At 41.4% G+C, this 17,877-nt stretch carries 22 protein-coding genes; 11 read left to right on the top strand and 11 right to left on the bottom strand.

Features of this window, described 5'->3' with window-relative positions; all coding sequences use genetic code 11:
* Positions 1-2 precede the first annotated feature (2 nt).
* The 10 genes from C1A07_RS12405 (at position 3) to C1A07_RS16225 (ending at position 8,508) form a co-directional block, all read left to right on the top strand.
* On the top strand, positions 3-248 hold the full coding sequence (locus C1A07_RS12405; protein WP_101877373.1) for a hypothetical protein: 246 nt from the start codon (positions 3-5) through the stop codon (positions 246-248).
* A gap of 141 nt (positions 249-389) precedes the next feature.
* Complete coding sequence (locus C1A07_RS12400; RefSeq protein WP_101877372.1) at positions 390-1,283, top strand: hypothetical protein; 894 nt, start codon at positions 390-392, stop codon at positions 1,281-1,283.
* Between the two features lie 11 nt (positions 1,284-1,294).
* Positions 1,295-4,345 (top strand): SNF2-related protein, encoded by a 3,051-nt coding sequence (locus tag C1A07_RS12395; protein ID WP_101877371.1) that lies wholly within the window; start codon positions 1,295-1,297, stop codon positions 4,343-4,345.
* A gap of 11 nt (positions 4,346-4,356) precedes the next feature.
* Positions 4,357-4,785, top strand: a complete 429-nt coding sequence (locus tag C1A07_RS12390; RefSeq protein ID WP_101877370.1) for a DUF6809 family protein — start codon at positions 4,357-4,359, stop codon at positions 4,783-4,785.
* On the top strand, positions 4,772-5,326 hold the full coding sequence (locus C1A07_RS12385) for a hypothetical protein (RefSeq protein WP_101877369.1): 555 nt from the start codon (positions 4,772-4,774) through the stop codon (positions 5,324-5,326). The genes C1A07_RS12390 and C1A07_RS12385 overlap by 14 nt, the downstream gene beginning before the upstream one ends.
* Positions 5,327-5,354: 28 nt before the next feature.
* Complete coding sequence (locus C1A07_RS12380) at positions 5,355-5,906, top strand: decarboxylase (protein WP_180952252.1); 552 nt, start codon at positions 5,355-5,357, stop codon at positions 5,904-5,906.
* A 73-nt stretch (positions 5,907-5,979) separates the two neighbouring features.
* Complete coding sequence (locus C1A07_RS12375; protein WP_101877368.1) at positions 5,980-6,186, top strand: hypothetical protein; 207 nt, start codon at positions 5,980-5,982, stop codon at positions 6,184-6,186.
* A gap of 9 nt (positions 6,187-6,195) precedes the next feature.
* A complete protein-coding gene (locus C1A07_RS12370) occupies positions 6,196-7,377 on the top strand; it encodes a sarcolemmal membrane-associated protein (RefSeq protein WP_101877367.1) in 1,182 nt (393 codons plus the stop codon).
* Between the two features lie 32 nt (positions 7,378-7,409).
* Positions 7,410-7,784 (top strand): DUF4313 domain-containing protein, encoded by a 375-nt coding sequence (locus C1A07_RS12365; protein ID WP_101877366.1) that lies wholly within the window; start codon positions 7,410-7,412, stop codon positions 7,782-7,784.
* 49 nt (positions 7,785-7,833) lie between these two features.
* On the top strand, positions 7,834-8,508 hold the full coding sequence (locus C1A07_RS16225; protein ID WP_180952251.1) for a hypothetical protein: 675 nt from the start codon (positions 7,834-7,836) through the stop codon (positions 8,506-8,508).
* Positions 8,509-8,606: 98 nt separating this feature from the next.
* Here the strand turns inward: C1A07_RS16225 and C1A07_RS12355 are convergent, their stop codons facing one another.
* From C1A07_RS12355 to C1A07_RS12335, 4 genes are all read right to left on the bottom strand, one after another.
* Positions 8,607-8,789 carry a helix-turn-helix domain-containing protein gene (locus C1A07_RS12355; protein WP_101877365.1) on the bottom strand — a complete coding sequence of 61 codons (183 nt, stop codon included), beginning with the start codon at positions 8,787-8,789 and terminating at the stop codon, positions 8,607-8,609.
* Positions 8,786-9,205 (bottom strand): sigma-70 family RNA polymerase sigma factor, encoded by a 420-nt coding sequence (locus C1A07_RS12350; protein WP_101877364.1) that lies wholly within the window; start codon positions 9,203-9,205, stop codon positions 8,786-8,788. The genes C1A07_RS12355 and C1A07_RS12350 overlap by 4 nt, the downstream gene beginning before the upstream one ends.
* Before the next feature lie 716 nt (positions 9,206-9,921).
* The gene (gene tnpA / locus C1A07_RS12340; protein ID WP_101875601.1) at positions 9,922-10,392 is read right to left on the bottom strand and encodes an IS200/IS605 family transposase; all 471 of its coding nucleotides are present in this window, start codon (positions 10,390-10,392) and stop codon (positions 9,922-9,924) included.
* A gap of 623 nt (positions 10,393-11,015) precedes the next feature.
* A complete protein-coding gene (locus tag C1A07_RS12335) occupies positions 11,016-11,546 on the bottom strand; it encodes an SLOG family protein (protein ID WP_101877362.1) in 531 nt (176 codons plus the stop codon).
* A gap of 132 nt (positions 11,547-11,678) precedes the next feature.
* On the opposite strand from C1A07_RS12335, the gene C1A07_RS12330 reads away from it, so the two are divergent.
* Positions 11,679-12,011, top strand: a complete 333-nt coding sequence (locus tag C1A07_RS12330) for a helix-turn-helix domain-containing protein (protein ID WP_101877361.1) — start codon at positions 11,679-11,681, stop codon at positions 12,009-12,011.
* Positions 12,012-12,044: 33 nt separating this feature from the next.
* Here the strand turns inward: C1A07_RS12330 and C1A07_RS12325 are convergent, their stop codons facing one another.
* The 7 genes from C1A07_RS12325 to C1A07_RS16460 form a co-directional block, all read right to left on the bottom strand.
* Positions 12,045-12,443: a hypothetical protein gene (locus C1A07_RS12325; protein WP_101877360.1), complete on the bottom strand. Its 399-nt coding sequence runs from the start codon at positions 12,441-12,443 to the stop codon at positions 12,045-12,047.
* Positions 12,444-12,447: 4 nt separating this feature from the next.
* The gene (locus C1A07_RS12320) at positions 12,448-13,362 is read right to left on the bottom strand and encodes a ParM/StbA family protein (protein ID WP_101877359.1); all 915 of its coding nucleotides are present in this window, start codon (positions 13,360-13,362) and stop codon (positions 12,448-12,450) included.
* Positions 13,363-13,512: 150 nt separating this feature from the next.
* The gene (locus C1A07_RS12315; protein WP_101877358.1) at positions 13,513-14,139 is read right to left on the bottom strand and encodes a hypothetical protein; all 627 of its coding nucleotides are present in this window, start codon (positions 14,137-14,139) and stop codon (positions 13,513-13,515) included.
* 10 nt (positions 14,140-14,149) lie between these two features.
* Positions 14,150-16,168: an NAD-dependent DNA ligase LigA gene (gene ligA, locus C1A07_RS12310; RefSeq protein WP_101877357.1), complete on the bottom strand. Its 2,019-nt coding sequence runs from the start codon at positions 16,166-16,168 to the stop codon at positions 14,150-14,152.
* On the bottom strand, positions 16,168-16,491 hold the full coding sequence (locus C1A07_RS12305) for a hypothetical protein (protein WP_101877356.1): 324 nt from the start codon (positions 16,489-16,491) through the stop codon (positions 16,168-16,170). The genes ligA and C1A07_RS12305 overlap by 1 nt, the downstream gene beginning before the upstream one ends.
* On the bottom strand, positions 16,488-16,706 hold the full coding sequence (locus C1A07_RS12300; protein ID WP_101877355.1) for a hypothetical protein: 219 nt from the start codon (positions 16,704-16,706) through the stop codon (positions 16,488-16,490). The genes C1A07_RS12305 and C1A07_RS12300 overlap by 4 nt, the downstream gene beginning before the upstream one ends.
* A gap of 53 nt (positions 16,707-16,759) precedes the next feature.
* Entirely contained in the window at positions 16,760-17,815 is a 1,056-nt protein-coding gene (locus C1A07_RS16460) for a PcfJ domain-containing protein (RefSeq protein ID WP_242972313.1), read from the bottom strand.
* Between the last annotated feature and the right edge of the window lie 62 nt (positions 17,816-17,877).

Genomic DNA, 17,877 nt, shown 5'->3' with positions numbered 1-17,877 from the left:
GAATGAAGAAACAGAAAAAGGAATTACACTTGTGTGGCAGGCTGATGAGCCCCCTTACCATTGGCAAAAGTGTTCTCATTGCTATTGACGGACAGATTTATCATACATCCCGCGTTGTGGCTCTGTATGAACAGAATCATGAGTATGTCCATTTTGAAACTCTGAATACTCATTACCACCTGTCTCTGCACCCTTTTCCGCTGGCAGCCATCAGTCCGCTCCCTGTGAGACTGGCTGCATGTGCATAGAAGGACTGTAACTATAGCATAACAGATGGTACATACCATTCCAGTATATTTTGGCTGCGGCAGATCAGATTTCACTGCCGCAGTTTTTTATATAAGAAACAACCATACTTTCATCTATTAATTCTTTGAAAGGAAACAGATATGAGCCTTATCGAAAAATTTGACTCCGTTAAAATTACAGCGGATACATGCCTAACCCAAACAGAGCAGGCATTCTGCCTTGCACATCAAAATGCATATGAGGCTGCAAAGGAATCCCTGCTGGAACTGGATTACTTCTGGAGTGATATTTTGGCTGTGCAAAGGACGGCGCTTTCTTCTACGGACACCTCTCCTCTGGCATACCTCACTCCAAAGAGCTGTCTCAAAATTTCTTCCGATGCAATACAGAAAGAACTTCGAGCTACTCATAGCGCTTTTATAGAAAATCTGGTGAGTTATTTCAACTCCAACTACCATATTTGTATATCAGCCCAGGAAATCAAGGAAAAACTCCTGCCAAAACAGCCAGAAAATTCTTCGCTGCATGATGAAACACTCCATGCATACCATCAGGAGCTTCAAAATTGCTCTCTGTCCAGCAATCAGATTCTGGAACAAATTCTCCTGCAATTAAACGGAAGAAGTTTTCTGCAGGAAGCGTTTCACCAATTAAGAGGCAAATGCCATAAAGCAGCTTGGAACACATATCAAAAATGTGCCAACTATGAACGTAAAAAAAGTGTGATCCAGTTTACCCATTATGCCTGTTCTTATAAAAGCTGGCCCTTTGACGGTAAGTGGGAGTTAAATGACTCCATGAAACATATCCTCAGGGGTATCATCCATTATGAAACAGATAGTTTTACATTGATCCCCCGGGAGTTCTCTGAACTTTTGGGATACGGCTACCATACCACCAACGAAATCACATTTACAACCTGTAAAAAAATCAAATCTCTGAAAGCATTTAAAAATGGGCGTGTAGATCTCCGCTTTACAGAGGAAGGCTATGCAAAAGAGTTTGCAGAAACCTATCTTGGCACAATATGTTAGGAGGAAAGACATTGAAATACCCATATACAGAAAAAATTATTCCCCAAAACAGAAGAAAGGAACTAAACGAAAAGGTGTTGTTTCTGATTGACAGCAACACTGCCGACTCCCATCATATACTGCCCGAAGATATTTTCCAGGCATACACAGGAGACGGTGGTCTCCATGGTCTCAATCCAAGTGATTTCAACAATTACCATGAATACAGCGATGCAAAAAAAGAATTTGAAAACGGGCAGTTTTTTACTCCGCCCGCATTGTGTGAATTAATCATCTCCAGCCTGAAGCTGTCTTCCAACGATCTGATTGCAGACTTAACCTGCGGAATGGGAAGCTTTTTTAACTTTGTTCCTGTTGAATCAAATGCTTATGGATGTGAACTGGATATACGAGCCTATAAAGTAGCGCATTTTTTATTCCCTGATGCCAACATTGACTGTCAGGATCTTCGCACTTATCAGCCAAAACTCCGTTTTGACTATGTGGTAGGCAATCCTCCCTTCCATTTGACCTGGTGGACAGAATCTCATGGAGAATTGTCCTCTCAAATGTACTACTGCTTAAAAGCTGCAGAATTACTGAAACCATTGGGTATTATGGCTCTGATCGTCCCCCAGTCCTTTCTGGCTGACACTTTTACCGATAAAAGTCAGATACGGCAGATGGAAAAGAATTTCAGTTTTCTGGGGCAGATTTCTTTACCTTCAAATGCATTCCGTTCTCTGGGCGTATCCGAATTTCCCACAAAAATTCAGTTCTGGCAAAAACGCAGCAATACAGAAGGCTGGAAAGCCCATCCTTATTGTACGGATACCATACTGGACTTACCAGACTATAACTCCATAGAACAGGAAGCTCAAACGATCTATGAGCGAATCATTCACTTTCCAAAGGCAACTCTGGAACAGAACAGTTCCCGTATCCTTTTAGAACTATCTAAAAGCAGCAATACTTCTGAAACTTTTAAATATGAGGTGCAAAAGCTTCTTTACCAGATCAAGAGCCATCCTGCAGTCCGGTCCCACTATGCAAAATGCTGCGAATACCTGCATACATTTTATACCCAAAAATGTCCGGACAATATGAGCTATGAACAGTGGTGTCACGCTCAGCTGACGGAAGCAAAGGTACTCTCCTATCTGCGCCGGCTCCTAAAAAAACAAAATCAAAAGCCGGAGCATGACACGATTACGCTTGTAAAACAGGGTGGTCACTTTGTTTACAAAGGTTACAGTAAAAAAGCCAGACAGAGGCTAAGCGTATCCATGAAGCAGCCCATTCCAGTTTATCAGGCTGTTTTGGATAACCAGCCGGAACATTTCCCTGGTTTTGAACGGCTTCTCCGCCGAAAACATACAGAATATGAAAACCAAAGCCAGCCTTTTGACAAGATGACGGAAAATTTTAAAATTGCCCAATGGCTCTCTTCCCTCACCTTCTGGGATTCAGAAAACGAGGAGGAAATACTTCTAAATCCCACCCAGAAGCATGACATCAATCTGGTTCTCCAAAAGCGTTATGCCCTTCTTCAATGGGAACAGGGCAGCGGAAAGACACTGGCAGGTATCGCCACCGGTTTGTACCGGATGCAGCGCCAAAACATTCACAGCACATGGGTAGTTTCATCTGCAATCTCCATCCGCAATAACTGGGATGTAGTGTTAAAGAACTACGGACTGTCTTATGTATTTGTGGAGCGCCTGAAGGATTTGGAACGAATCAAAGCAGGCGATTTTGTACTCATCACGCTCAACAAGGTAAGTACCTACCGAAAACGACTGGCAAAGACAATTCACAGACTCAAACAAAATATTCAGCTTATCCTGGATGAAAGTGATGAGATCTCCAACTCACAGAGCCTGCGCTGCAAGGCCGTTCTCTCCTGCTTTCGCCGCTGCCGAGCAAAGCTTCTTACTACGGGAACCAGTACCAGAAACAATATCTCTGAATTTGCTCCGCAACTGGAGCTTCTTTACAACAATTCCATTAATATGATCTCCTGGAATCCTTTGATATACAACAGGGAAATCAACAAAAATGGAGAAGATACGCTTACATCTCCCAACAATCCGTATTTTGGTCGGCCAATTCCGGCTTATAAAAAAGGCTATTCTCTGTTTGCTGCCTCCCATCTTCCGGAAAAAATCACCGTCTTCGGATTAAAAAAACAGACACAGGACATCTACAATGCCGATATTTTAAACGACCTCCTGGCAAAAACGGTTATTACGCGTACCTTTGAAGAGGTGGTGGGAAAAGACATCAAACGACTTCATCAGGTTCCTGTTACCTTCTCGCCTCAGGAAAAGGAGGTTTATCAAAAAGCAATCGAAGACTTCCATCAGATGCGTGACCACTATTTTTCCTCTGCCGGAAACAGCCGTAAAGATTCCATGATGAAGCTGGTACAGCAGATTCTGCTGCTTCTGCGGATTGGCGCTGCACCAGATACCCTGACGGAATATATAGGAGACACACCAGTAAAGATTATCACCGCTGTGGAAATGCTTGCATCCTGGCCGGATGAAATCGCAGCAGTCGGGGTAAGACACAAGACAGTTCTGGAGTCCTATGAAAAAGCAATCCGCAAATACCTGCCGGACCGCCCTTTATTTATTGTCACTGGTTCAACCGTCAGCTTTGCCAAACGACGTGCCCTCCGAAAGACGCTTCAGGAGAGCAAAAATGGAATTTTACTCTGCACCCAGCAGAGCCTTCCATCCAGTGTTAATTTTGAATATGTCAACAAAATCATCATACCGGAACTTCATTACAATAATTCCGGCATGAGCCAGTTCTATATGCGTTTTATCCGTTACAACTCTACCGCGTATAAAGATGTTTATTTTCTGACCTATGCAGGCAGCATTGAATCAAATCAAATGCAGATGATTCTCGCAAAAGAAAAGCTCAATCTGTTTATGAAAGGGCAAAATGTAAATTTAGATGATATCTACCAGCGTTTTGATGTGGACTATGATCTGCTCTCTCTTTTAATGTACCGAGAACAGGATGAAAAAGGAAAGTTCCATATCCGCTGGGGAGAACAATTGATTACATAAAAGGAGGATTTATGAATTTTCATGAAACCCAAATGGGACAAATCTTTTTTAATCATCAGCTTCCAAAGCTGATTCAGACATTACAGGAAATCGCCGCAGGTCTTTCGTACAGGCTTCCACACATGGAATGGACAGCGGATACAGATATCCTACATGAGCTCTATTATGGCAATTATGAACCGGAACCATTTGGAAATAAAGAATTTCTGACTCCGCAGGACCAACAGGTCATGGAAGCAGAATCTGCTTTAGCCTCCGCTCTTCCTCCTACAGTAGCGGAACTGTTCGAGACCTATAAAACGGCGGTCTCTATTCGTGACAGCGTTGCTGCGGAACAGGCTTATAAAGCGGGATTTCGACTGGCAGTCCAACTGATACTGTCAGATCACATTTCCTCTAAAACATCCAAAAAGGAGGTCTCACAACATGAGCCATACTGAACATCCCAATAACACTCCCCCAGAAATGCCTCGCGAAATTTTCCAGTCTGTTGTCCAGCAGCCAATCGAAGTCGAACAGTTTCTCAAAAAAGAGCTTATGGTTTGCTTTTATGATGTGGATGGTAAGCACGAATTTAAAACCTGTTACGGTGATCTCTGCAAATCAGTAAATGCCCTGATGGATTATGCCCGAATACTGCGAATGGCATGCGAGCAATGGAATTTAACAGGATACCACAAAGCTGTTTATGAATATCACGCTGAACAAATGGTCAAGATTGCAGGACGGTTCGGAACTGCCGTCGGATACGACTATGCCGCTGCGATAGAAAAATGCCGAAAAAAGCGGGGACATGGACACCCAAAAAGTGATATTGGAGATGATGCGCTGACTCAGATGTACCGAAGAAGTCTGCAAAATAACAAAGAAAAGCAGGAGTCTTCTAAGAAAGCCGATTCATCTGAGCAAACCAATGTTCCTCAAGTCTATCCTGTCGTTGATAAGCAGGTTCCAAATTCTTCCCCATGGGAGGATGATTAAACTATTATTTTACGAAAGGAAGTGTAGCATGGATAAAAATGAATTACGGAAGACTCTTGCTGTCCACCTTGCAAATTTAAAAGCAAATTTGGAAGCCGTTCCTCTGGAAATCCTAAAAACAAAGTACAGAAAACCCTACGATAAGCTGCGCCATGATATCGCTGATGCAGCCTCGGCATATGTAAGGGAGGTTACCTTTCAGGGAATTCGTCTCCGAAAGGATCTGTTTGATACAACCCGACCTCAAATCGAAGAAGCAATCCGACAGTCCGGTATTCTGAAACAAATTTCCGCTGCAGCTTTCCGCAGACAGGATATTGCAGAAATTGACGCACTGGCGTTGGAGCTGCGCAGACGGATAAAAGCTGTTTTAAAGCCTGTTTATGACCAGTATCTTTGTTTATACATGACCGAGGATTGTTTTGCCGATCCTCCAAGAATACCGGAACTTTATAACGAAGCCTCTGGATGTATCTGCCGGAATGGAGTATGGATTCCGTGGGAAATAGAAAAAGGAGCATTTTTGATGTATGTCTACAAAAAGCAGTCCGAATCACCAGCACCAAAAACAGCAGCTTAATTACAATATGTCTGGAGGGCTGTTTTGAATGGCAACCTTCCAGCAGTCAAAATTTTGTATGGAGGAATCTTAAATGAAACAAAAACTAAGATGGCTCGATGAAAACTGCAACTGCTGCGGCAGACAGATCAACAGCTGGGATAAGCGCATATCAAAAACTCTGGCTTATCGATATGCCTGTTGTGAGCATTGTATTGCTAAAGAATATGATATTGATGTCGAGGCTTTTCGCCATCGCATGGAAAACTATTTTGGTATGCGGCCATGCCTGGGATTGTAGGTGGACAGAATGAACGAGTACAACCTATTTACCCAAAAACTCTTTGCTCAGGGGTATACCTTTGAACACTATCCTGATTATGCAAAGCTCCCCCACCATGGCTGTGACAAGCATCTTTTTGAAATTCTGGGTGGTTTTGAATATGAACGGCACTATTTGTACAACAAAGTATATGCTACCGGATGCGGGCTTTTATGCAAAGGTTCCGAATTTTCTAATGGTTATATGTCCTTCGCAGGGATTGACTGGAAACCCGAAAATGACAATCCAGTTGTCTGCTGTCCTTATCGAGTAAATCATTGTCCGCTCCGCCATCCCCTTTTAGATTGTGCAAAGAAGGGCGGACTTTGTCAAATAAGCCAATGCAACTGCCATGAGGTCAAACATTCTTATGATTATGATCATAGTATTCAAAAGGTTCGCGATGAGCAGGAGCACATAATCCGCCAGAAATATGAAGTCTTCCGACAACAAAGGAAAAATCACATCTGTTATTGGCATATGCGCTATAATTATCGAACCAAAGAGTGGCGTCAGTTGTATAATCCCATAGGATGTGCCAGGAATTGCCAAAATATCGGAGGAATCTGTGATTTAAAACACTCTCCCATATCCAAAAAGAGGGGCAATGTCTTCTATGACTTGAAAATTACCAAAATCCGCCGAGACGATACCCTTTTTAATGGACAGGAGGAAATCAGTATCCGAAAAGGCTGCCGTTTCTTAGAAACCAATACATCCCTGACCATATGTGAAAACATCGTCAGGTACAGTTCTGCGGAAATTCAGAAATGGGAGGAAGGGAACTTTCATTCGGAAAGATTTTTGTTCGGCTGGAAAGTGGAGGTACAAAATATCCGCGCCGAATATCGGGAAAGCAGGGATCTTCTGCAAGACCTTCAGGATATTCATAACGGGATTACTGTAATACACGCCTCCGATCAGATTAAACAAAACAAGGAATCCAAAAGACTGCGGCGAATTAACCAAAAAGAAAAACGGGAACAGCGGCTGGAAAAGAAAATCGTGCAGGAAGGATGGGATTCCATTGCACCTTACTCTCTTGATTACATTCATGCCATCAAATGGTTCGGTGAGGAAAAAATTCAGGATTTAGAGAATCGCCATCAGGAATATCTGAGAGCTCAACAAAATCAGCCACAACAGCTCAGTCTGTTTGAATTCCTGTAATCTTCAGATAAAATGAAAGGAAATTAGAAATTATGAAGAGATTTGATTTAGAACGTTATGGAAAAACCTATTCAATACAGCTCACTATTGCTACCTACATGAACGGAAACCTTGCCATCAGAATGGAAAACTGGAGCAATGGTGAACCGGAACTCTGGAATATACTGACAGTTAACCTTGGGGGCGAAATGCCAAAGGACTGCGCATTTATTGACACCAATAATAACGGAAAGGACATCCTAGCATGGATTGTTCGCCATGGTCTTGCCGTTCCAACTGGACGATCTGCCTCCAGTGGCTTCTGCTGTTATCCCGAATATCGGTTCCGTACTTCCAAATTGAAAGAAATTGATCCTGATGGGTATACACGTTACCTTCAAATACTGGAAGATAGGTATCGTGCATGAAATTTGAAACCCATTGTCAAGTCCTCAATGATTGTATTAGGAGGTATCTATGAAAATATCCATTTACCCCAAAGATTTGCTGGAATCTGCTTGGAAAAAGGACAAAAGACTGCTGACCTGTGATGCGGATAATCCACCATGCTGCCTGAGATGCGGGCAGCCATTGGAACGACAGCTCACGGCCAATTCTCCCAGCCGCTACCTAAATGTCTATGTTTGCCATAGTTGCGGTGCAGATGAGGCTGTTCGGAATTATCAAAAAAATCCTCTGCCTCTATCTGAATGGCATACAATAACCAGTGGACGACTTCTTTATCGGAAACAAAATAAACATCCCTTATTGATGCCGTCCTGCTCCTTCAGCGAAATTTTTAAAAATACTGCAAAAGATTTAGAAAAACCTTCTTCATCCTCTGCTAATGAAACTGTATATTCCCGCTCCGATTATGATGGTTATAAGTGGTGGACTACCTGGAACGACTGCAATAAAGAAAAGCCAACGCCAGCGCTAATACAAGAGATCAATCAATTTCATAATGCATTGTTTAGCATGAAAGAATTTCAGTCTCTGGATACGATGCGCCGGATATGCCGTTTTGCAGAGTGTACCAACGATTCCACAGAATATAATCTATACTCTGAAACGGAACACTTTTACATCTGGATCAGGATGATTACACGCTTCAGAGACTATAACCTCTATGTCCATTATTATCTAAAATAAGTTTGAATTGCACTTTAAAACGGCAGGAAGCAACAGCTCTCTTGTGAGGGCTGCTGCTCCTGCCTTTTATTATGCGCTTATATCCGTATCAGAAAATCCTACCCATGAAATAAACGCACGCACTTTAAAAATGTAATACATAACTCCTGATAAAGATCCTCATCAAATCTTCCGTTGATAATAGAATACTTTATCAAAAGCGGTTTATACATTTCAAGCAACAGGGTCATCGCTCCTTCCTGCCCTGTCTTAGCCTGCAAAAATATTTTTTTAAAATTCATTTACCAAATCCCCCCATTCTTTTTCTTATTTTCTGAACGGCTCGATAATAAATTGCAGCTACTCCTTTGTAGGTCAGCCCCAATTCTTTGGCAAGAATCTCAAAATTTTTCTCATCCAACACATGGGACAAAAATACATGCCGTTCTCGTTCATTGATTTCTTTTAAAGCATAAAACAGCGCATCATTTTTGAGCTGAGTCATAAGTGGCAATTTGCCAAAGAACTCCTGTTCCAGATGGTAATCCCATTCTGATGATTCCAATACTACATCCTCCATCAAACATTCTACCATCTGCTTCCTTGCCATCTGATGAATGTACTCATTCCTCCTGCGTTTTATTGCCGTTGATATATAAGAAGTAAAGTGATTCTGCAGCACTTCATTCTCTTTTCTTCCATTATTTCTCTGCCACATGGCATATCTCCTCCGATTCAAAATTTATTTGAGAAGTTTTGAATCAGGGGGGACTTCTGCACTTAACAAAAGAAAACTTTACAAATAAAAAACAGCTAATTTTATACACAAATGATATAAAATCAGCCGTTCCAAAAATAACTGCATTGAGTAGTTTAATCAGTTTTCTAATAAGATCTGATTGTAACTGTTCGGTCCTACCAAATCGATTCCACCTTGGAATATGAGCAAAAAAACTGATTACTCTGTATTCTCTGAAAGCCGTGTGTCTCGGAGATTTGCTGTATGCATACCACTCAATGTTACGGATAATTTTATCCATAACAATGCTCCTTGTCCGCTATTTTACGGACGGCACACAGGCGGCTTACAATACTTTCTCCCCGATAATTGTATGGCAGCTTTCAATGCTGCCGCCTTGCCGATAAATGTTTATTTATTAGTCAAGACCACCGGCTAAGCCGGTGGCTTGCTTTGACCCTATAAGGGTCTGTTACCGGCACTGGAGTCTAAAGACTCTCCGAAATAGGTTCGCCAAGCGCAACATCATTTACCTACTAAGCCCTAAAGGGCTTATTNAGTCAAGACCACCGGCTAAGCCGGTGGCTTGCTTTGACCCTATAAGGGTCTGTTACCGGCACTGGAGTCTAAAGACTCTCCGAAATAGGTTCGCCAAGCGCAACATCATTTACCTACTAAGCCCTAAAGGGCTTATTTTATTTGTTTGCTTTTACTGGCTCACCCGTAAACGGGTCAATATACTCTTTCAGTGTCATCTGATCATATTCCAAATCTTCTTGTAACTGATTTGCTATATATTCCTGTATTTTCTTTGCATTTTTCCCTACCGTATCTACATAATATCCTCGACACCAAAAATGTCTATTTCCATATTTATATTTCAAATTTGTATGTCTTTCAAATATCATAAGTGTACTTTTTCCTTTCAAATACCCTACAAAATACGATACACTAATGCTTGGCGGAATTTCTACTAGCCTATGTACATGATCTGGACATATCTCTGCTTCTACAATTTTTACACCTTTTCTTTTGCATAACATACTTAAAATATTTGCTATATCCTGTTTTATTTTTCCGTATGCTATTTTTCTCCTATATTTTGGTGCAAATACAATATGATACTTACAATTCCATTTTGTATGTGATAAACTGTTACTATCCATATGGATACCTCCTTTGTTTATTAATGCGGTTGGCGAACCTTACATTAATTATAACACTGGAGGTTTTTTGCTGTAAGCTGAAGCAATTCTAACTCACCTGCATAGCAGGTGGTTTATTTGTTTTCCAAAGTTCCGTTTTTCGGATCAACGAAAAACTCCACAATGGTAAACAGGGCTTTGCCCTAACAAAAAAACAGCCTTTATCTATCATTTAATAAGATAAAGACTGTTGTCTATAGAATCAGGTATTGCACCTCTAGTGTCAGGTACTGCTTACTTTCTCTTTTCAGGGATTTGTATTGTAATGCCACAAAATGATTCTATCAAAACGATTTATGAATCATTTATGAATTATCAATGAATTTGCCAAACTATCTTAATTTTTTATAAACTTATCCCATTTTTATTTTATAATATTTATCCGAGATAGATACCTATAAAGTGCCCTCTTCCATACATTTGAGCAGACACTTAAAAAATCTCTCCTTCAAAAAACATATAAGTCAGTGCAAAAAATGACAGGATTTGCGAAAGGTACTCATCAACAATATTCTCGCAGAGGAAAAATGATAAAAAAGACATTTAACACCTCAGCGGAACCTGCACATTCTCCTAATGTATTATTAAACTATTTCAGCTGTATCCGGATGGATCATGATAACTCCTTTTCCTTTACTCAAAGCATACCTTACCATTTTTGTTATTTGTAGCTTTTCATCAGAATTATTATCATACACCGCTAGCAGATATTCTGTCTGATCTACCATATATATATCTTTCTCTATATAACTTCTTTGATTTTTCTTCTGTCCTATAATTTTACAGTCTTCGCTGTGATTTATAAGAAATGACAGTCGCATTTTACTCCTTTTATCCCAATCCTTTTCATGATCTGGAAATGGAAGAACTACCACAAGTTCTATGTCTTTATACCCTGGCTGCTCCTTCAAACGAAGTGCAATTTCTCCTGCCCACATATCTACCCCTAAACTACCCCCAACATAAAATGTCCTAACATTTTCCTCATCATAAAGCCGTTGTATTTCATTTTTTATTGTCCTTTTAATTTTTTTACATAAACTATAGTCTTCTTTGTATTTAAACTTAAAGCGTTTTGGATCATGTCCGGTTACTGCGCATGCCCTTTTTTCCATCTTTTGTTCTCCTTCATGTATTATTCTCTATCATTATATGTGCTATAGTTGATAAATTTCAACTATGTTCGCTCGATATTTTCGCTTATGGTATATAAAATTCAACTATAGAAATAAATAAGGAAGAATATTATGAGTGAACTATTAAATCAAATAGGGAATCGGCTCCTAACTCGGCGAAAACAGCTTCGGCTCACACAAGAAGAACTTGCTGAATTATCTGAAATTACCTCACAAACTATATCTTATGCAGAACTTGGAAAAAAAGCATTACGCCCTGAGAATATTATCCGAATCTGTTCAGCGCTTCAGATTAGTACCGATTATCTCCTAACCGGAAAGATAACCGAAAATGACTGTTCGTATCTGTCATCTAAAATCTCGGAATTAACTCCGACACAATACCGACATCTGGAAAATATTGTAAATAGTTACATTGCCGCTATTCATGAAAAAGAGGTCTAGAAGGAAAACTTAAAACCTTCCAGCCTCTTTTCTTCATTTACTTCGAAATGCAGACATGGTATGTGCAATCATTTCCATCATCTCATCGTCCAGAATTCTGGTTTCTAGATCCTTTGATACTTTCTTCGGTTCACCCATATTCCTTATTACCGGATTTGAAACAACTTGTCCTGACCCCACATTTATTTCTCCCATCCCCTGCTCCTTTAAAATTTCCAGTACAATCTTCTCAATAAATGCTACATCAACCGTCTGTGTAATCCTAGTATCCAGAGTTTCCGGACAGTGGATGTAATGAAGGATCGCATTTGCAATAAACTGTGCCTTTTGCCTTGGCCCCTGTTGCTCCAATATGTCTATGACGTTCCTGTGAGCCGGATCATTTTCATTAAATTTAATACTAAATCTCTCTCTGTCCTTTTTTGCCCTCATACTATCACCTGCTCATAGATTCCGACAGATAAAGAAACTCATAGCCCTTTGCATTGGCATTGATATCCTCTATAAATATCGCCTTTCCTACCTTTCCAGATACCTCAATCTGATTCCTAAGCAGAATTGCGCCTCCACCTACAAAAACGACTACACCGGCCGATACATCCAGCATCCTCTCTCGCAGACTACTGAATAAATCATTGACAAAATCCTGAGCTAGTCTCATAACAAGAGAAGAAATCACTGGCGAATAGGCTTCCCCCTGCCCCTTTAGAATGGCATCAATATCCGCTTCTTCCAGTAACACATTAAACTCAGAGTTAACCTTTGTCCGAATGCGGTTATAAAGTACGATAACACCATTTTCCAAGGAATCACATACCGACAAGTCACATTCTCCATTCCGCATTAACAAATAATCTGCAGTAAATCCTCCAATATCTACAATCAGTACCCGTGGATGCCCGATCAGCTCCTTTAACCTGGTTACAGCTGCCGCATATGCCTGCGGATAGCATTTCACATCATCAATATAAATGGCATAGTTATTTCCACGATAAGCAAAACTTACTACACCGCGTTCAGAAAAATACTTCACGAAAGACCGATACTGTGCGCCATAATGAGCAGGTGGAAGACCGACTGCCAGCTGGATACGCATAGCTTCTTCTTCATAACAATTCCTGTTTAAAATTTCTCCTGCAATTCCAAACAGCGTAAGAACAAAAAATCGCTCATCCTCGGTCTTATCCCGCTTATATGGAATCCTCTGGTTGGAAAGAGTATAAAATTTATCCTGATATTTCAGAACATTCTTTCCAAACGGCTTTGTGGCACTTTCCTGTATTCCAGATACAAACGGTTCACAGTGGATTGTTTTCATCTGCTTATTTCCATGATCGATTGCAATTAACATAGCTTCACATCTCCTTTTGTTTTCCTTTATACCTATCCTTTACGCATGTTATGCGCATTCTTTCAACAAAAATCAAAAAAAGAAGGCATACCGACATAGCAATATGCCGATACACCTTCTTTTCATAAATACAATTCTTTCAACCTAAAACTAGGTATGTATCCCATAGTACGCCGTTGACAAATCTTCGCGGTTATGCAGAATAATTCCTCCGCAAATCCCTGTCCCTGATTCCAGGATTTCTTCAAAGAAAAAGCTGTATGGCTCAAAATCATCTGTAATCACAATCTTTCTGGCGCTTGTCCAGTTAAAATTCTGATCCAGAAACCTTCCCAACTTCTTCCTTACCGTTTTCTGTCTTGTAACCTCTCGCAGATTTCTGCAGCTTTGAAACTCTAGCATCGGTTTTTTCCCTGCTCTCACGGACAGCAGGTTTTGAACCTGTCCATTTTCTTTGCTGCTTTCCTCAAGGCAGCACTGAAACTGATCGTAATATAATTCCAGTTCTTCCTTCCGTCCGGTTACATTTCCCTGGCAGTCACAGCTCAGCCAGTATAAAACAAACCTTATGATTTTTCTTCCTTCCGCTGTTTTGCTCAGGCTGATTCTGGCAAAGGAGTGTATATCCCATTCCATCACATGCCCTGTTTTCTCCAACTCTTTCAAACTATCTTCTGTAAAATAAAAGCTTTTCAAGGAACGATATTCTCTGGAAATTGTACGGAAATAAAAGCCTTGCTCCACCGACGCTATTTTTACCATAATTCTGTCCGTCACAGTATCCTCCTTACTCTCCTGCCATGCGGAAAAATTCTTCCGGAGTCAGCACTTTTATTCCAAGAGCCCTTGCTTTCTCCAGCTTGCTTCCGGCATTTTCCCCACAGATCAGATAGTCTGTCCTGCGGCTCACAGAACTTCCTGCATGAGCCCCCAGGGATTCAATCTTTTCATTGATTTCGCTGCGGGTATAAGGCTCTACCTTTCCTGTTACCACTATGGTCAGCCCCGCAAAGGGATTTTCCCTTGTCTCAGCACCCTTTTCCGTCACACTCGTATTCTGAATATTCATCATCTTCTGCAATTCCTCCCATACATATAAATTTTCTTCATCACAAAACCACTCATGAATATGATGATGCATTGTCTCCCCAAAATCAGGAAGCTGCGTAAAATCAAATCCAAGATGTACCGCATTTTCAAATACGCCAAGATTTCCGCCAAACAGTCGTCCCAACGCCCTGCTGGCCGTATTCCCAACCATGGGGATGTCCATCGCAATCAGATACCGTTCAAAGGTTGTATTTCTGCTCTTTTGAATTGCATCCCACAATCTCTGCCAGGATTTTTCTCCAAATCCCTCCATCTGCACGATTTCGCCTCTATGCTCATCCAGCCGGTAAATATCCATATAGGAATGAATCCATCCACACCCAATAAATTTCTCCAAGGTAGCCTCTGACAAGCCTTCAATATTCATGGCTTTCTGGCTGGCAAAGTGAACAAACTGCCGCAGCCGTCTCGTTTCACAGGAAGAATTGTCACAGAACAGTGTTCGGATCTTTTTTTTCCCACCGGATACTGCACTGCTTTCATGGATACGGGTAGGCTGTCCACAACAGGGACAGGTCTGGGGAACCAATTTCCCCAAAGAAAAACCTCCTCTGTCCAGATTTTCCTCCACATGAGGGATGATCATGTTTCGTTTGCTTACCAGAATCCGGTTCCCAGGCATCAGCTCCAAATCTTCAATAAAAGAAAGGTTATGCAGGCTGGCTCTGGACACCTCGCAGCCGTCTATTTCCACTGGTTCAAATACCGCAACCGGCACAATCTCCCCTGAGCGCGTTGGAGTCCACTCAACATAACGCAGGCGGCTTTCAAACAGGTCATCTTCAAATTTGAATGCCAGCCCATCCTTATAGTGGTGTCCGGTCCGCCCGCAGGACTTGGAATAATCGATGTCATTATAGGTCATCACAATCCCATCAATGGGAATATCATTGTCTGCTGCATACTTTCGCAGCTCTGCGATTCCTTCCTCCAGTTCACTCAAAGTAAGCTCCCTGTCCGCTCTGGTTACAAAATATTTACAGACCTGAAAACCAAGTGCAGACAGATTCTTCAGCTTTTTCGATTTTTTCTCCATTTCTGGAAATCCTTCCAGAACATGGAATGGCATGAAAGTAACTTTCCTGTCCTTACAAATTTCAGCAGCCAGCAGGCGCACCGATCCGGCAGCCAGATTTCTTCCGTTTTTATAAGGACTGCCATTGCTGTCCGTCAATGTTGCCCGAAGCGTTTCAAAATCACTTGGACGAATAAGCGCTTCTCCGGTTACCACCAGCCGTTCCCTGTATGGGATCTGCATCGGAATGCCCGTAATGCCGCAGACATTGTGGGTAACAATTTCTCCCACATTACCATCCCCACGGGTAGATGCTTCTACAAGGTTTCCTCCTTCATAGGTCAGCTTCATTGTCAGCCCATCCAGCTTTAACATTAAAAGGATCTGCTGTCCTCCCATAAACCGGTGAAGTTCCCCGACGCTTTTTGTTTTATCCAAAGAAAGCAACGGAATCTTATGCTCCGTTTTTTCCAGACTGCTGACTGCAGGATATCCTACGGTCTGCGATGGAGAATTTGCCATGAAGATTCCCGTTTCTTCCTCCAGACTTACCAGTTCGTCAAAGAGTCTGTCGTATATCTCATCCGAAACAGTTGGAGCATTTTTGTTATAATATTCATCCCTGTACTGGTTCAGCAGGCTTGTCAGTTCCCTCAGCCTTTCTACTGTCGTCTGTGCCATCATGCCGCCTCCTTTTCTTCTACCTTAAAAGACATAATCAAAAACTTTTCTGTATGTTCCGTATTACTGCTGTACACACTGCAGACACCATTCTCAAATTTCCAGAAACCAGCCTTGCTCCACCAGAGGACAGATCCTTTTCCATTATTGGCAAGGGTAATCTTATTTTCTGGATCATCCGGAATAATGCTGTAAAAGCCCTGGGTGTTTGCCACCGTCACCATTCGTTTCTGCCCGACGAACTCCTCCCTGCAATGTCCTATGATTTCAAAACAGGTACCCTTCTTCAATGTTTTTTTCAACTGGTTCAAGTTCTTAATCATAGCTGCTCCTTTCCTGATTCACTGCTGCTATCATATCTTCCAAAATTCAGTTCACGGATCACTTCTAAAATTTCTTCGTCATCATCCCATGCCATTATCCGATGAAACCCTCCGGCTTCCGAATCGGCATGGACACTTACCTTTCCATCAAAGATCTGCATAACAAGGTTTCTTTTCCCTGCGCAGACAATTGCTAAATTACCCAGCTGCTTCATATTGCCCTCCTTTAAAAACAGGACACCGAAACCGGTGTCCTGCAAAATTTTTGTTATGCTGCTTTCGATACTACAGGTGCCTGAAGAACCCTGCTTGTCCATTGATCCATAAATTTCTGTACCTCCGGTGTCGCGTTATCATTTTTCATTCCTCGCACCTGTATTACTTTCTGATTTCTCACCTCTATGGTATAAAAAGGTTTTGTTATCTCCTCACATAACCTCAAAAATAAGATGATGCATTCCTTCTTTGCCACACGATCCACATAGCTGCCTACACAATGATGAAGAGCGTGTCCCTCTGCAATGATTTCCTCCAGTGAAGATGGATACACTATCTTCATACTATTCCATTCAAAATCAAGCTGTTTCATAATGCGCTGGTATGCAATTTTAAAATCCTTTCGCAGCTTTGCATCTGCTTTCAGCTTGATCCTATGCGCTACCTTATCATGGGCCTTTTGAAGATCCCTCGGATAGAGTACAAAGCTGTTTCTCATGTCGTACTTCTGCTTCTGACACATATCCAGATAATCTCTGTACTCGCTTACAACCTCCTGCATATTTTTATACCTGAGAGTACCATGCTGTGTTTTTCGTACACACAGGAAAGAATTCTGCTCATCCAGATACCTTATCATTTTATGAACAGTCATATAAGCAAGGATGCTAAGAACATCCCTCTGTACTTTATTTTTTATCTGCCAGTCCAGTAACCTATGTCTGTCTTTCAGATTCAAACGATAATACTCCTGAAACATCCGAAGAAGCTGCTCTGATACATCTATATCCCTAAGATAAGGAATATCTTCTGCTGCTACCTTCAAAATCCGATGGGTTCGGTTTTGAGTTTCATCCAAAAAATTTTGATGGCTGTAACCGTAAACCATCTCTGTCACCAAGGCATAAAAGCCCATTTTTACCAAATGTTCCATTCTTGGGTGTCTCAGATATCCTGCAAGAAATGGTATCAGTTCCATAGGTCGATGAAACCTCTCATAAAACAGCTGAACAGGACAATACTGCCAGGGCGTTCCTGGTAAAGCCCGCCCTAAATTATTGCAGTACACATGACCACAGAGATCCGCCTCATAGCTTTCCTGCCACATACTAATTCTTGATCTCTCCCCTTTCTTCCATTTTGTCAGTATGCCCTTTCCAAAATCATAAT

It is taken from the genome of Lachnoclostridium edouardi, from assembly GCF_900240245.1.
Classification (GTDB): domain Bacteria; phylum Bacillota; class Clostridia; order Lachnospirales; family Lachnospiraceae; genus Lachnoclostridium_A; species Lachnoclostridium_A edouardi.
Note: the sequence above shows the minus strand (reverse complement) of the source record. Positions and strands in the feature narration are given on the sequence as shown.